Source organism: Maribacter sp. C-4077, assembly GCF_055378385.1.
This window is the reverse complement of record NZ_AP038807.1, coordinates 2,657,874-2,673,999: the sequence shown is the minus strand read 5'-3', so window position 1 is coordinate 2,673,999 and position 16,126 is coordinate 2,657,874. Positions and strand designations below refer to the sequence as shown.

The following is a 16,126-nucleotide window of genomic DNA, read 5'->3' as shown; positions in this document are numbered from 1 at the left end:
TCAAAAATCCGCTATTTTTAGCAAAAATTTTGAGTATGGCGTCCAAAGAGGAATTTTTTGAACATATTGAAAACGGATATGCTACCAAAGGCGACTATATAACGATGGGTGCCGCAATGTTGAACGGGGAAGCAATGACCAATGCTTTGGTAAAGGTTCCCTTGAAAACCTTGAACCGACACGGTCTAATCGCGGGGGCTACGGGAACCGGCAAGACCAAAACCTTACAGGTATTGGCCGAGAATTTATCGGACAAGGGTATTCCTGTTCTCCTGATGGACTTGAAGGGCGATTTGAGCGGATTGGCCCAACCAAGTCCCGGTCATCCAAAAATTGACGAGCGCCATGCCAAAATTGGAATTCCGTTCGAATCCAAAAAATTTCCCGTGGAGATTCTATCCCTTTCAGAACAGGACGGGGTAAAGCTAAGGGCCACGGTTTCGGAATTTGGACCGATACTGCTTTCAAGAATTCTGGATCTTTCCGAAACCCAGGAAGGGATTGTTGCGGTAATCTTTAAGTACTGTGACGACAATAAATTACCGCTATTAGATCTCAAGGACTTTAAAAAAGTATTGCAATATGCTACGGGCGAGGGCAAATCGGAATTTACGGAGGAATATGGGCGAATTTCAACCAGCTCCACTGGAACGATCCTAAGAAAAATAATCGAGTTGGAACAACAGGGAGCCGACCTGTTTTTTGGTGAAAAATCCTTTGAAGTCAATGACCTTACCAGAATCGATGAAAATGGACGGGGATATATCAATATCATTCGGCTTACAGATATTCAGGACAGGCCCAAACTATTTTCCACCTTTATGCTGAGTTTATTGGCGGAGATATATGATACCTTCCCAGAACTTGGCGATAGCGAAAAACCAGAACTGATTTTGTTCATAGACGAGGCACACCTTATTTTCAACGAAGCCTCCAAGGCCCTTTTGGATCAGATAGAAAGTATCGTAAAACTGATACGCTCCAAGGGAATCGGGCTGTATTTTGTGACCCAAAACCCAACGGACGTACCCAACGAAGTGTTGGCACAATTGGGTTTAAAGGTACAACATGCCCTACGGGCCTTCACAGCCAGGGACCGAAAAGCCATTAAACTTACGGCCGAAAACTATCCTATTTCAGATTATTACGACACCAAGGAAGTGCTAACATCCTTGGGCATCGGGGAAGCCTTGATTTCAGCATTGGACGAAAAAGGAAGGCCCACACCCTTGGCGGCCACCTTGCTGAGGGCACCCATGAGCCGGATGGATATCTTATCGGAATCTGAACTAAAGGAGCTCATCGACAATTCCAAATTGGTAAAAAAATATAGCGAAGTAATCGATCGCGAGAGTGCCTACGAAATATTAAACGAGAAAATTGAAAAAGCGGAGGAACTTGCCCAAAAGGAAAAAGAAAAAGCCCAGACCCCACGAAGAAGTACCCCTACCAGAAGAAGTACCAGACAGAACCCGGTAATCAAGGTACTCACCAGTGCAACATTTATAAGGGGAGTCTTGGGTGTATTAAAAAAAGTCATGCGCTAATTATACGAAAGGACCATGACACTAACCTGGGACACCCAAAATAATAAGCCTAATAATGAGCAACGTTGAAGTATGACCTATAAACTGTATCTACAAATACATGAAATCAATCAAAACCATCCTGATCCTTTTTTCTATAATCATCATCGCGCAGTGCACTAAAGAAGATGACAAAACATTTAAGATTTCTACAGATGCCGTGGGCAAATTGGATAAAACAAGCTTGGCCAGGGATCTAGATCTTATTTACGAAAACGACTCCGTGGTTAGGGATACCATACAGTCCAACTTTGGTAACGGCTCCAGTAAAATTAAAATTTATGAAAAAGGAGGTGCCTTACTGCTCACGCTTACACCCAATACGGATAGTATTCCTACGATCCAAAATGTTTTGATCAACGATAAACGGTTCAAGACCGATAAAGGTATCAGCATTGAAAGCACCTTCAAGGATATTCAGGAGAAATATGAAATAAAAAAGATAATTTCTTCCATCAACAATGTGATCATCCTGCTTAAGGATAGTGACATCTATTTCACGATCGACAAAGCGCAATTGCCGGATAACCTGCGCTATCAAGCGAATACGAACATTGAGGCCGTTCAAATCCCCGATGCGGCAAAAATCAAATACCTTATGGTAGGTTGGGATTAAGTATCGGTTGCCAAAAACCTCCGGCCTCTAACTTTAAAGAAATATTCCATGAAAGCCTTGTATAAAAAGCTCATTCCCAAATTATACGGTGCTTTGTTGAATGTATACGTGTATGTAAGTCCGAAAAACGCCGCCCAAAAAGCCTTCACCATCTTTACAAAGGTCAGAAAAGGCAGGGTTTCGCCCCATCAGAAAGAATATCTAGACCCCGTAAAACACGAACGAATAGATGTATCCGGCCATTCGATACAGACGTATAATTGGCCCGGCAAAAAGGAAACTGTTCTTTTGATACACGGTTGGGAGAGCAACACATGGAGATGGCACAAATTACTGGAGAAATTGACGAAGGCCGATTATAATGTCATCGCTTTTGATGCCCCCGGACATGGGTATTCATCGGGTGAATATCTATATGTTCCTCTATATGCCGAAGTATTGGAACATATGATACAAACCTATAAACCGGTCCATCTAATTGGGCACTCGGTTGGGGGTATGACCATACTTTTCAACGAATACGAAAATCCCAACGACATAATCGAAAAAATAGTGACCATCGCTTCCCCTTCGGAATTCCATGAAATCATTGGCCATTTTAAGGAACTTTTGGGACTTTCGGATAGAATGCTAAAGGCTCTTGAAGAGTATGTCAAAAATCGGTTCGGATTTACCATACGGGAATTTTCGTCTTCCAAATTCGTATTGACGAACACCAAAAAAGGATTGCTATTTCACGACCGATGGGATAAGATCACCCCGTACCACGCTTCAGAAAAGGTGCACGCCGTTTGGAAAGAAAGTACTTTTATTTCCACCGAAGGTTTGGGCCACTCCATGCACCAAGAGGAGGTCAACAAGAAAATCATTGCTTTTTTACAAGGTTAATTAACCCAATTGCCCAATAGCCTCTTCTACCTCCACTTCTTTGGTTAATTTTAAAATAAAAATGGCTGAAGAAAAGAATACATCAAGGATTAAGAACGAGGAGCAGTACGAGGCGCTGGTAGAAAAAGGGTACAGCAAAGAGAAGGCCGCAAGAATTGCGAACACGCCAGATTCTGGAGAGAAAGGCGGAAAAGCCCCCAAGTATGAAGAAAGGACCAAAAAGGAACTCTATAAAAAAGCCACCGAAATTGGAATTGAAGGACGTTCCAAAATGAACAAAAAAGAGTTAATTTCGGCCTTAAGAAATAACTGAACAATGAACAACGTTTCACCCTTTCACATTGCCATTCCGGTGCATAACCTGGCGGAATGCAGAAAATTCTATGGAGAAGTCTTGAATTGCGAAGAAGGAAGAAGTAGCGACCATTGGGTCGACTTTAACCTCTTTGGGCACCAATTGGTCATCCACTACAAACCTAAATCCGAAATGGAAGCGCTTCACCACAACCCTGTGGACGGTCATGATGTCCCCGTTCCACATTATGGGGTAGTATTGCCCTGGGGCACCTTTGAAAGCTTTTCCGAAGAACTAAAACAGAAAGGCGTAAAGTTTGTCATTGAGCCTTATATTCGGTTCAAAGGGCTGGTTGGTGAACAAGCTACCATGTTCTTTTTGGACCCTGCCGGTAACGCCTTGGAGTTTAAGGCGTTCAAGGACATGGGGCAATTATTTGCTAAATAATTTCCTTATATATAGGCTATCTAAAAAGTTTAATTTGTCCATGTTGTCTGGTTTAGCTTGTTGAAACCGCTTTTTCCTTTCAGTCGGTTAGCATACTTCCACAAGCTAAACCAGACATTCATTGCTACGTTTTAGATAGCCACGATAATGTTTTTTTACTTTCTTATTAAAAAAATCTTTCCTTCCCTGTCCGTATCAGTTTCAAAAACCATATAATAAGCTCCTACGGAAAACTGCCCAATATCAATTTCTTCAGTATCCAAGTGGTCCTGAGGAAACTTTTTGGTATAAACCAACTGTTGTAATTCGTTAAACACAAATATATTCGTTTCCTTATTTGAGTAAGGACTTAAATCCAATTGTAAAATTCCGCTAGTAGGGTTCGGGTAAACAACCGGGTTCTTACCAACGTTACTTTCACCCAATGAGAGAACGGTAATCACAGTCCAAGCTTCAAATCCTCCGTCATTTGTCATAACAGTGACGGTAGTGTTTCCCTCTGCAATTGCAGTTACGAAACCATTTTGATCGACAGTTGCTACGGTCTCATCTGTTGATGACCATATCAAAGAAGTATTATCCGAATCCTCAGGAGTGACTGTAGCCATTAAGCTGATAACTTCTCCTTCATTCAGACTTGCCATCCCTGGAGTTAGCGTAACACCTGTGACCGCTACAGATGGTTCGTTGACCGTTACCTCTGAAGTGGCCGTAAAACCTCCATCAACTGTTGTGACTGTTATGGTGGCCGTGCCGGAAGATACGGCCGTAACCGTTCCGTTGGGACCTACCGTTGCTACGGCTTCATTGTCCGAGGACCATGTCACCGAAATATCATCGGCGTTCGTAGGTTCGACCGTTGCGACCAAATCAACGGACTGCCCAACGGGAAGGGTAGTCGCGGCCGGGTCTAGGCTTACGCCCGTGACCGCTACAGATGGTTCGTTGACCGTTACCTCTGAAGTGGCCGTGAAACCGCCATCAACTGTTGTGACCGTTATGGTGGCCGTGCCAGGGGATACGGCCGTAACCGTTCCGATGGGACCTACCGTGGCCACGGCTTCATTGTTCGAGGACCAGCCTACACTGGTATCAGTAGCACTTGAAGGTGATACTATTGCCGTAAGTTGAAAAGATTCACCTTCACCGATAACTACACTTGAAGGATCGACCGAAACACCCGTAACACTAACAACACCTGAGACAGGTACCAAGATCCATCGCATATAATCAGAGCCATCGTTATAATAGGTCCTTACACTCGCCCCATCCATACCAACATTATTCTGGACTCCTAAATAATGGCCGTTAGATTTGTTTTTGATGGCAAACATATTGTTTCCAACATCTTCAAATTTCCAACGTTGATTATCCTCCCCATTTCCAAAGTATTGAATCACATTGGTACCTGAGCTTTGCCCATCTGCTTCGGTATCAAAATAAAAATTACTGTACGCGGACTTAATTCCGTAGTAATCCCCATACTTTTCAATGGTAAATTCTTGACTTAACGCACCGTTAGCAGTATTTTGAACAACGTCTGCAACGGGATCCAGAGAGGCTCCTGCAATTTCCATGACCTTACCACTACCCACATTGGTAATGATATAATTAGCTTCAGGAATATCAACTACAGTGGTCTGATTGGTTAACGAGTTTATCCATTCTTCTACCAATGCAACACCTGGGACATCAATTACGCTCTTACCTAAAGGAGGCATCATTATGGTTGGGTCTACCGAATTGGTCCTATGAAACAGTATGGATTGCGCCGCATTACCCGGCTCTACTATCTTAGTACCGTTTACGCCATAAATTGGTGTATTAGCTTCCGCTGTCAATAAACCTGTCTGTTCTAATGTATTGAACAACCGTAAATCGAATGCTGCCCGTTCACCTGAACGCCCAGGTCTGTGACAGTAGGCGCAGTTCAAATCCAAATACGATAGTGCCCTTTCCTCTAAACTTGCCGTTAGGTCGTTAGACGCTTTGTGAGTTTGGTACGTTGCCGCTATCCCATCCGTTATTGTTTCTTCTATCAATCCTAAATAACTGTAGGTAACCAATTGATTCGCCGTAATGCCCGTTTTATAAGTCTCGTCAGTATTCAAATAACGGGTTGCCGGACCTAATACACCAAAGTTTCCATGACACTCATAACATTGCTGTCTACTGGGGTAGTACCAGGTTTGGTTTCGGGTACTACCATCGGCCTGTGTAATTACAACATCCTCTTCATATGCCCCATCCAACAATACCGCATCCGTACCCTGCTCGTTCCATTTGTACAAAAGGTAATAATAAGAACCATCATTGGCCCTTACTTCAACACGTGTTTCCAATCTTCGTAGAACGGTAGGGTCCCTTTCATCTATGGCAAAATCGAAATGTTTTACCAGTACAGAACCTATTGGAAATTCCCAATCACCATTCTCAGTAAATTGAATTTGTTCTTCTGGTGTATCATAAGCTCCGTCGTTAGGTACAGAAAACCATCTACGTTTAAGACCACCATCAGACCAAAAAGGCTCTACCATGTTATAGGGCAAAACTCCATCGCTTGGTGTTAAATTAATCATATCCGAAAAAATACCAGTTTCTGATAGCAATGTGGGTATTTGGCTCGAATCAATTTGTGGTTCAGTAATTTTATATAAAGAAACACCATCACCGTAACTTAACAGATACAGTTCGCCAAAATGATCTTCACCAAAAGAAATAATATCTGTTGGCGAGAACTGCGTTAATAAAGAATAAGTCCCAGAGTTGGTATCTACGCTCCAGATTTCTTCGCCTACTCCAAAATCCGCACAAACGTATTTGCCTACCAAACTAGGTACTTCAGTGCCATTATACACATAGCCGCCAATCAAGGAATTGGCATCTTGTCTAGGAAATGAAACTAGGGGTTTGGTATCGACCATATCATTATATAAGGTAGTACAACCCTCAGCACCTACTGGACCCGGGTCATTACCTTCAAAAACTGGCCAACCATAATTAGCTCCTGATTGTACAATGTTGATTTCTTCATGATTACTTTCCCCCACCTCACCTATGTAGAGGGTACCAGTGGCACGGTCTTTGGTCATTCGATAAGGGTTTCTGTGACCAATGGTATAGTACTCTTCATAGGTTGCGCCATTTGGGCTTAAGAAGGGGTTGTCGTTGGGAATATAATATTCAACGCCCGAAAACTCATCATTATAAATGGAGGCATCCTGCATTTTCCGTATTGGGGGATGGCTTTTTGCAGGGTCCATATCCACATCAATACGAAGCACTCCTCCATCAATATTATTTTCAAGATTTTGAGCTCTGGCATAGCCTGTTTGCTCCCCGGTCGTAAGGTATAAAAAGCCATCGTCGCCAAATACCATTCCACCCCCTCGATGCGTTGATCCATACATACGTACTTGTATCATTGTCAATTCTGAATTTGGCACCATTATAAAAGTTACAGGATCCAGCTCAATGCGTTTTAACACCAAATGGTTTCCCCAAAACCATTCTTCTTGATCACAACCAAATCCACTGGCCATACCATGAGGCTGATGACCTCCTAATGAATCTCTTGTGGAATACCACATATACAGATGATTCTTACCCAATTCCCCAAAACGAGGATGAATTGCAGTGCCTAAAAATCCGCCATCTAAAGGAGTTCCCACATCATATGAGAAATCAGCGACCAACTCTTTAATAGTAGTGGTTTCATCATTTTGAAACGAGAAAATTTTACCGTCGCGCTGCCCGATAATAATACGGTCGCTATTAGGGACTGCATTAAAGGTAATGGGTGAATCAAATGTCAGGTTTGGAAATGCTTTTCTGTATGGTTTGGCTTCAAGAGGTTCACTTGGAAAATTTCCATTTAAAAAACTGCCAATTGGCTCAGCATCTGTTAAACCTGGTCCCGCAAAGTACGGTATAAAGGAAAAGAGTAATATAACAAACGTGAATATATAAAGTAATTTGAATTGAGGTAGATTTTTTTTCATAGTTGTTGGCTAATTACTAAGCTTACAGTCAAAATGTTAGTCGTAAAAATAGTTTTAGCTAAAAGGCCCAATTATGATATTTGTCATGTTACCTTTTGGAGAATTCGATTTTCGATAAACTACCATCAATACTCGTTAAAGTTCGAAGTGTTTAATTTTTTATACATGCCCTAATTAAAACGAACTTGATTAATAATGTCAAACCAAAATCCTTGATAGTATATAACTTAAATGTTAATTACGGTTAAATTCAAACTTGAAAAATGCTATACCTATAACACAACCCCGTGGACGGACACGATGTCCCCGTTCCACATTATGGTGTGGTATTGCCCCGGGACACCTTTGAAAGCTTTTCCGAAGAACTAAAACAGAAAGGCTTAAAGTTTGTCATTGAGCCTTATATTCGGTTCAAGGGCCTAGTGGGCGAACAAGCTACCATGTTCTTTTTGGACCCTGCCGGTAACGCCTTGGAGTTTAAGGCGTTCAAGGACATGGGGCAATTATTCGCCAAATAGTCTATTGTGACCAAGAAGTGGGGACCCTGTCCCAACGGTGTTTTTTAAGTTCCTTGATTAATTCCTTTGGTAGGGATTTACCATCACTGGTGGCCGTATTGGCCAAAACATTGCGCTGTTTTCGCATACCCGGTATGGTGGTGCCCACATGTTTGTTCTCCAAAATAAAACGAAGGGCCATCTCCGCCATGGTCATACCTTGTGGTATAAGGGGCCTTAGGGCATCTGCATGTTCAACGGAAGAATATAGATTTTCCGGGACAAAGTAGGTACCCCGCCAATCTCCCTCCGGGAACGTGGTTTCCTTGGTCAAATTACCCGTCAGCGTCCCTTCGTCAAAAGGAACCCTCGCTATGACCCCAATATCCAGTTTCTCGCAAAGCGGGAAAAGTTTGTCCTCCGGTGCCTGATCAAAAATATTGTAGATAACCTGTACGGCATCCAACAATCCCGTTTCGAGTGCCAAAATGCCATTTTCAGGTTCCCAACGGTTCATACTGATTCCCATAGCCGCAACCTTACCGGACTTTTTCAAATCCTCAACAGTCCGCTGCCACTCTTCCCGCTCGCTCCAGGTATCGTCCCACGTGTGAAACTGCATCAAATCTATTTGTTCGAGTCCGAGGTTTTTAAGCGTTTTATGGGTGTATTCCATGATATGGTCCGTAGGATAGGAGTCCTCAAAAGCATATTCCGGTTTGGCGGGCCATCGAAAATTCTTTGGGGGTATCTTACTTGCCGTATAAAGTTTTTTGGTGGGATGTCTTTTTACGAGGTCGCCCAAAAGTTCCTCGCTATGTCCCTCGCCATAACCCCATGCCGTATCAAAAAAATTAACGCCGTTGTCTACGGCCAAATCAAGGGACTTGGCAGATTGTTCATCATCCGAAGCTTTCCAACCCGCCATGCCCCACATACCGTATCCTATTTCACTTACTTGCCAATCCGTTTTTCCAAACCTTCTGTACTTCATTCTTACTATTTTTTATTTACTTCCGATTGTTCTTTTTTCAACGCCTCCAAAGGTAATTTTTACGGGCTTGATGGTTCCATCTTTGTTGAATTCCATATTATCCAAACAGGTCACCCGATGGTCCCTATCCTCATTGGGAATGGGTCTTCGATGGTACACCATGATCCATTCATCCGTTCCGGGCACATTGATTACTGAATGATGGCCGGCTCCCGTAGCAACAGATTCATCGGATTCTAATACCGTCCCGATTCGTTTATAGGGTCCTGTAGCCTTATCTGCCATCGCATACACCACGCGATAGCTACCATCCGTCCAGTTACCTTCAGACCACATAAAATAGTAGATGTCCCTACGTAAAAACATAAAAGGACCTTCCACATAACCTTCCGGCGTAATCTCCTTAAAGATACTACCATCTTCCCAAGGCACAAAACCTGTAAAATCATCATTTAATCTACCAAGGTTGCAATGGCTCCAACCTCCATAGAAAAAATAATGGGTCCCGTCCACATCCTTAAAAACGAATTGGTCGATTGGTTGGGCATCGTTATAAAAATCGGATATCAACGGTTCCCCTAAATAATCTTCGAAGGGACCTCCTGGCGTATCGGCCACAGCTACGCCGATGCCACCATAATGGTTGATATCATTATTGGGGTCATAAGATGACCTGCCAGGTCTTTGTATATCATTGGCACCAAAGAACAGGTAATATTTTTTGTCCTTTTCAATAATGGAAGGGGCCCATAGGGCCTGCCGCAACCATTTAATCTTTGTAGTATCCAATATATTTTCATGCTTTTTCCATTCGATAAGATCTTGGGAGGAAAAGGCATCAAAATGCAATTGTTTGTCATAATCGTCCGAAAAAGTAGGATAGATCCAATATTCATCCTCAAAAACCGCACCTTCTGGGTCGGCGTACCATCCCTCAAAAATGGGGTTGCCGGACATTTGACCTGATTTTTCGTTTTGACCGTTGACCAAGGTTCCCCCTAACAACAAGAGAACTGAAACAAACCGAGGGAACAATTTACAGATCATCATCAGGAATTTTATTTTGGCCATAGCTTCATACTTTTAAAATTAGGTCAATAGCTTGATTCTTAAACATTTCCTTTGGTAGCGATATTTAACGTACCATAACAAATCCCTCGATGAGGGTTTCATTTAGATTTTGCGGTAAGATATTCAATTACCAATCAAGCCCGGAACACCGTTCATAAAATTCAAGAATTTTTAGCCTATTGAAAGCCCTTTGCGACGCACCCAGTAATAGGCAAAAACAAGGTTAGGCACCCATGCCAACCATGCCACAATGCGATAAGCGAGCTCAAAGGAACCTATAAGCATTGTTAATAAAGGAAGCCAAATGCGCAGCGTGACCGCACCAAAACAAGCAGCAAAACTATAAATCATAAAGACCTTGTGCTTTTCAAAATCCCGTTCCCTAGCCGCCCTATAAGCCGTAATGGTAAAATACAACCAAAAAACGGCAAGCAGAAAGAAGCCTGTCATTGCTATAGGGCCGCCAGTTGCATAAAAGGCAATAAAACCACCACAAATTCCACTTATAAGTACGGATACGACATATATTTTTCCAACAAGCCTATGCCTGGCAAGGTTGGCATTCCTGAAGCGTTTACTAAACTGTACCCAACCAACCATAAGGGCCACTCCTCCAAAAAGGATATGACCGAAGAATCCAATATTCCAAATTACATTGGCCAGCAATTCCTGACTTTTGGACAGCAACAATCCTATTTCCTCTTGGGCAAATACATACATTAATGGATATAGCCCCACACCTATGGCCAAAAACCCAAATACAAACCATGCTACCTTATTCGTCCTATTCATAGCGCCAACTTGTCAAATCGGCTCCTTTGGGAGCACTTTCCGCAATTCGTTTCATGATCTTTGGCACGTACATGGAGTTGTATCGCAACCTACTGATGGCATTGGGCAGCTCTGGATCTCCGTTCCAGCAATGCTCGGCCCGGTCTCCGTACAATACTTCCCCTTCATAATAGGGATCCGTGGTGCTCTCCAGAAAATCCTCCATTAAATACACGGCATTGTTTAGGTAATAATTGTCCATATCCCCACAATAAATGTGAATTTTCCCCTTGAGATTCTCCCCCAATTTATCCCAGTCGCGCTCCATAATATATCGAAGATCGTAATTTTCCTTCCAATATTCGGCTACCTCGTGGTCAATCTCCCCCGTCATTTTATCCCAAATTCTAACTGGATAGCCGTCATCGCCTTGGGGAGAGTAAGTGGCTTCCCAAATATCCCATTGTTGCCCAGATCTGGACTTATCACCCAACACCAATTCCAGATGGTTTCCCTGCCTTAACGTGGATTGGATATTCCCCAAATAATCCCGATGGGAAGGTACTTCCAACTTTTTATGGGCGGCGTCATAGTAATAGGCGTTCTCATCCTCATAGATATTGGTAAGGCAATACGCCCGAAAATCGATGGGATCCGGGCAAGCCGCAAAACATCCGTTGTATTCCTCCGGATATTTCACCTGAACGGCCAAGGCCTCCCATCCACCCGTGGAACCTCCATACAAAAAGCGGGACCATCCCTTGCCCATACCCCTGAACTCCTTTTCTATGTAGGGTATCAGTTCATAGGTAATGGCATCGCCATAGGGTCCCTGACTGGCCGAATTTACGGCGTAGGAATCATCATAATAAGGTGTTGGATGCTGAATTTCGATAATCAAAAACCTAGGGAAATCGGGCTCGTTCCATCTCTTATAAAAGTCGTACGCCTCCTGCTGCTGGATGATGTTGTAACCCTTCATATCGAACCTAGCGGAATAATCGGGTTCGAGATTCGGGTCCGGAGGTGTGGTCCTAAAGCCACTAAAATCCGAAGGAAAATGTCCGTGAAAGACCATCAGGGGATACTTTGCTTCGGGATGTTCGTCAAAACCCTTCGGTAACAAAACATGAGCGCCTAGATAGATATCCCGACCATAGAATTCCGATAGTTTTTCGGACTTCATCTTAATGTGCTTTATCCATTCCGTATCCTCAGGTTCTTCAATCGGTGGTATTACCTGATCCATCTCCACGCTCACATTTGCGATACCATTGCTGCCCACCCGAATCTTAAAGGGCTTACTATACAAATTACCGGGAGAACTGTTCCATTGCTGCCCTTCGCCATTGTCCATGGGCAATTTTACGGTATGGCCGGTAGCTAGGTTAAACGTTTCATAAACATGTAGCAAGGCCTGCACATTGTATTCGCCTGGCGGAATATCTGCCATGCTTGGATACGGATATCCAAAAACAGTTTCGTCAAAGGTAATGGGCTTACCTGGATCCATGCTATCCACGTTCATTCCAAAGATCAATTGCGTGTTAAGGCCATCGTTGATTTGAAAACGGGGTTCCTTACTGTCATCGGAAGAAAACATCAGCAAAAGCCTACCATCCTTTGCTTCTGGGCTGGCGGCTTCGGAAAAACGTACGTTGACGCTATAGGTAGTTTCCTTGACTTTTTGGCAAGAACCCAATAGTAAAAGGGCAATACAGGCGAGACAAAAACTTCTAATCATTTTAGGTCGGTTTTTGATAAAAAGGTACTTCATTTCCACAAGATTGCAAAAGTCTGCATTGCTTTTGTAAAGGACCACCAAAAATGATGTCAAAAAAGCTGTTTCCAAGTATATACGAACATACCATTTATCAAAACCATTCGTTTTATACTAGCATAGGATTTTAGCAATGGAATCCTATTAAAAAGCACACCCAAATCCTGAACGTTATGAAACCCTAATCGAGGGATTTATTAAGATAAGTTAACCCGGAATATGCATTAGGAGAGCGTCGTGAAGGTAAAAAGCGCAATAAAATAAAGTGGTTTGGAAATTTTGGCATAGCACCGCTATGGTGAAATTGAAAATACAGCCTAGCGTTTTATTTTGAAGCGATTTTTTGCTGTAACAGCTTTTTTAAAACATAATCCGGGGTTAAATATCCCTATAAAAGTAAATGTTTAAAAAACAAGCTGTTAACCTAAATTTAGACGAATGAAAAAACTATCTGCCATTGTTATTATTTTTTTGGGAATCCTTACCGTTAGTAGTTGCGAATATGACGACAGCAACGACTTGGATATCTTAAGACCGAATGACACCACACAAACTGGGCAGGTCAATAGCGTTTAGCGTTTAGCGTTTAGCGTTTAGCGTTTAGCGAAGGTTTACAAAACGAAAAACCCCACAATTTTAATTGTAGGGTTCTTGTATTTAAAGTGGTTTTTTCTATTCCCTGCTCCTATGCCTTTCTCGAGCCAATAGGGTGTTTTTAAGCAACATGGCAATAGTCATGGGGCCAACACCTCCCGGAACGGGGGTTATGAACGAGGCCTTTTTGCTCACATTTTCAAAGTCTACGTCACCGGTAATGTAATAGCCCTTTTCCTTGGTATCGTCCGGAACCCTGGTGATTCCCACATCGATGACCACCGCATCGTCCTTGACCATCTCTGCCTTTAGGAAATTTGGCACACCAAGGGCCGAAATGACAATGTCTGCCTGGGAAATTATCTGGGTAATATTTTTTGTGTGGCTATGGGTCAAGGTTACGGTGGAGTTTCCCGGCCACCCTTTTCGCCCCATTAAAATGCTCATGGGCCTTCCTACGATGTGGCTTCGGCCTATTACGACCGTATGCTTGCCTTTTGTATCTACCTGATAGCGTTCCAACAGTTCCAAAATCCCGAATGGGGTTGCCGGAATGAACGTACTCATATCCAAGGCCATTTTACCAAAGTTCATGGGGTGGAAACCATCCACATCCTTATCTGGATGCACGGCCATAATGACCTTTTGTGTGTCGATTTGTTCCGGCAAAGGTAACTGGACAATGAATCCGTCTATATTTTTATCCTCGTTCAGTTCATGGATCTTCTTCAATAATTCCTGTTCAGATGTGGTGCTGGGCATTCGTACCATGGTAGATTCAAAACCTACACGTTCGCAAGCCCTTACTTTGCTACCCACATACGTTAGACTGGCACCATCGCTCCCTACAATGACCGCGGCCAAGTGCGGGACCTTTTCCCCTCTTTCACGCATCTTTGCCACTTCAGCGGCTATTTCATCCTTTATCTGATTTGAAATTTTTTTACCGTCAAGAATTTCCATGTAGTACGTATTCAATAGGCAATTTAAGTAGGCAGTACATTACACTACAAATTTACCCGGGTTCTTCGTTTTAAATTGCGTCGGTTTACGGCCAATGCGCTGTTTTTATTATTGGTTATCCGATGTTAACGTCCAAGACCGCTCATCATCTGCATCATCTTTTTACCGCCACCCCCTTGCATCATCTTCATCATCTTGCTCATTTGGTCAAATTGTTTCAGCAATTGGTTTACTTCCTGCACCTCCCTGCCGCTACCCTTGGCGATTCTCCTTTTTCTGCTGGCATCCAGTTTGGAAGGATTTGAACGTTCATCCGGGGTCATGGAGTATATGATGGCCTCGATATGCTTAAAGGCGTCATCGTCAATATCCAAACCTTTAAGGGCCTTACCGGCGCCGGGAATCATCCCCATAAGGTCCTTCATGTTCCCCATTTTTTTGATTTGTTGGATCTGGCCTAGGAAATCGTCAAAACCGAATTTGTTCTTGGCGATTTTCTTCTGAATCTTCCGGGCCTCCTCCTCATCAAACTGCTCCTGGGCCCTTTCCACCAAGGAAACCACATCACCCATGCCCAAAATACGATCGGCCATACGGGAAGGATAGAAAATGTCGATAGCCTCCATTTTTTCACCTGTACCGATAAACTTGATGGGCTTGTTTACGACCGATTTTATGGAAATGGCAGCACCGCCACGGGTATCACCGTCCAACTTGGTAAGGATAACACCGTCAAAATTCAATACATCGTTAAAGGCCTTGGCCGTGTTGACGGCATCCTGTCCGGTCATGGAATCCACTACGAACAAGGTTTCTTGCGGATTGATGGCCTTATGGATATCCGATATCTCGTTCATCATCTTCTCGTCCACCGCCAAACGACCGGCGGTATCTATGATGACCACATTATGACTTTCCGCCTTTGCCTTGGCAATACCGGCCTTGGCAATCGCCACGGGGTCGTTATTGTCCCTATCCGAATACACAGGCACACCGATCTGTTCCCCAACTACGTGCAATTGGTCAATGGCCGCGGGTCTATACACGTCACATGCCACCAACAAAGGGTTTTTGGATTTTTTCTTCTTTAGAAAATTCGCCAATTTCCCCGAAAAGGTCGTCTTACCGGAACCTTGTAAACCGGACATTAATATAACCGATGGATTACCGGATAGGTTGATACCTTCAGAATCGCCGCCCATTAATGCCGTAAGCTCGTCCTTTACAATCTTCACCATCAACTGCCCTGGCTGCAACGAAGACAAAACGTTTTGGCCCAGCGCCTTTTCCTTCACCCGATTGGTAAATTCCTTCGCGATCTTAAAATTGACATCCGCATCCAAAAGGGCCCTACGTACCTCTTTGGTCGTCTCCGCAACGTTGATTTCCGTTATTTGCCCATGTCCTTTAAGAACATGCAGGGCTTTATCCAACTTTTCGCTTAAATTATCAAACATCCTTTTCCGTTTTAAGGGGAATGCAAATTTAAGAATATCATTGCTAAACGGGCATAAACGCTACCAAAATCTGTAAACAAAAAGAGCATCCGTTTTGGGATGCTCTTAACGCTGGGATGTGGGGCAAAAAAGGTATTACATTTTCAATAGTAACATAGCGGGAAGT

General features: G+C 43.2%; 13 protein-coding genes and 1 pseudogene. 7 read left to right on the top strand and 7 right to left on the bottom strand.

Going from position 1 to position 16,126, the window contains the following annotated elements:
* The first annotated feature begins 35 nt into the window (after nt 1-35).
* The 5 genes from ACZ41C_RS11480 to ACZ41C_RS11460 all read left to right on the top strand — a co-directional run bounded on the left by ACZ41C_RS11480 (nt 36) and on the right by ACZ41C_RS11460 (nt 3,832).
* Entirely contained in the window at nt 36-1,547 is a 1,512-nt protein-coding gene (locus ACZ41C_RS11480; protein WP_464561523.1) for a helicase HerA-like domain-containing protein, read from the top strand.
* 100 nt (nt 1,548-1,647) lie between these two features.
* Nucleotides 1,648-2,202, top strand: a complete 555-nt coding sequence (locus tag ACZ41C_RS11475) for a hypothetical protein (RefSeq protein ID WP_464561521.1) — start codon at nt 1,648-1,650, stop codon at nt 2,200-2,202.
* Between the two features lie 48 nt (nt 2,203-2,250).
* Nucleotides 2,251-3,090 (top strand): alpha/beta fold hydrolase, encoded by an 840-nt coding sequence (locus ACZ41C_RS11470; protein ID WP_464561519.1) that lies wholly within the window; start codon nt 2,251-2,253, stop codon nt 3,088-3,090.
* Nucleotides 3,091-3,151: 61 nt separating this feature from the next.
* Nucleotides 3,152-3,403, top strand: coding sequence for a DUF7218 family protein (locus ACZ41C_RS11465; RefSeq protein WP_154917006.1), 252 nt, complete (start codon nt 3,152-3,154; stop codon nt 3,401-3,403).
* A 3-nt stretch (nt 3,404-3,406) separates the two neighbouring features.
* Nucleotides 3,407-3,832: a VOC family protein gene (locus ACZ41C_RS11460; protein WP_138257374.1), complete on the top strand. Its 426-nt coding sequence runs from the start codon at nt 3,407-3,409 to the stop codon at nt 3,830-3,832.
* A gap of 155 nt (nt 3,833-3,987) precedes the next feature.
* On the opposite strand, the gene ACZ41C_RS11455 is transcribed toward ACZ41C_RS11460, so the two are convergent.
* Nucleotides 3,988-7,833: an Ig-like domain-containing protein gene (locus ACZ41C_RS11455; protein WP_464561516.1), complete on the bottom strand. Its 3,846-nt coding sequence runs from the start codon at nt 7,831-7,833 to the stop codon at nt 3,988-3,990.
* Nucleotides 7,834-8,114: 281 nt separating this feature from the next.
* Between ACZ41C_RS11455 and ACZ41C_RS11450 the strand changes: the two are divergent.
* A pseudogene (locus ACZ41C_RS11450) lies at nt 8,115-8,351 on the top strand (VOC family protein); the annotation flags it as partial.
* 1 nt (nt 8,352) lies between these two features.
* Here ACZ41C_RS11450 and ACZ41C_RS11445 read toward each other — a convergent pair.
* The 4 genes from ACZ41C_RS11445 to ACZ41C_RS11430 all read right to left on the bottom strand — a co-directional run bounded on the left by ACZ41C_RS11445 (nt 8,353) and on the right by ACZ41C_RS11430 (nt 12,910).
* The gene (locus ACZ41C_RS11445; protein WP_464561514.1) at nt 8,353-9,324 is read right to left on the bottom strand and encodes an aldo/keto reductase; all 972 of its coding nucleotides are present in this window, start codon (nt 9,322-9,324) and stop codon (nt 8,353-8,355) included.
* Between the two features lie 12 nt (nt 9,325-9,336).
* Nucleotides 9,337-10,395 (bottom strand): glycoside hydrolase family 43 protein, encoded by a 1,059-nt coding sequence (locus tag ACZ41C_RS11440; protein ID WP_464561512.1) that lies wholly within the window; start codon nt 10,393-10,395, stop codon nt 9,337-9,339.
* A gap of 171 nt (nt 10,396-10,566) precedes the next feature.
* Nucleotides 10,567-11,187 (bottom strand): DUF2306 domain-containing protein, encoded by a 621-nt coding sequence (locus ACZ41C_RS11435; RefSeq protein WP_464561510.1) that lies wholly within the window; start codon nt 11,185-11,187, stop codon nt 10,567-10,569.
* Nucleotides 11,180-12,910: an alpha/beta hydrolase-fold protein gene (locus tag ACZ41C_RS11430; RefSeq protein WP_464561508.1), complete on the bottom strand. Its 1,731-nt coding sequence runs from the start codon at nt 12,908-12,910 to the stop codon at nt 11,180-11,182. The genes ACZ41C_RS11435 and ACZ41C_RS11430 overlap by 8 nt, the downstream gene beginning before the upstream one ends.
* A 474-nt stretch (nt 12,911-13,384) precedes the next feature.
* Between ACZ41C_RS11430 and ACZ41C_RS11425 the strand changes: the two genes are divergently transcribed.
* On the top strand, nt 13,385-13,522 hold the full coding sequence (locus ACZ41C_RS11425; protein ID WP_161595318.1) for a hypothetical protein: 138 nt from the start codon (nt 13,385-13,387) through the stop codon (nt 13,520-13,522).
* A gap of 96 nt (nt 13,523-13,618) precedes the next feature.
* On the opposite strand, the gene ACZ41C_RS11420 is transcribed toward ACZ41C_RS11425, so the two are convergent.
* Both ACZ41C_RS11420 and ffh read right to left on the bottom strand, forming a co-directional pair.
* Nucleotides 13,619-14,503, bottom strand: coding sequence for a bifunctional 5,10-methylenetetrahydrofolate dehydrogenase/5,10-methenyltetrahydrofolate cyclohydrolase (locus tag ACZ41C_RS11420; protein WP_138257370.1), 885 nt, complete (start codon nt 14,501-14,503; stop codon nt 13,619-13,621).
* A gap of 125 nt (nt 14,504-14,628) precedes the next feature.
* A complete protein-coding gene (ffh, locus tag ACZ41C_RS11415) occupies nt 14,629-15,960 on the bottom strand; it encodes a signal recognition particle protein (RefSeq protein WP_464561505.1) in 1,332 nt (443 codons plus the stop codon).
* Between the last annotated feature and the right edge of the window lie 166 nt (nt 15,961-16,126).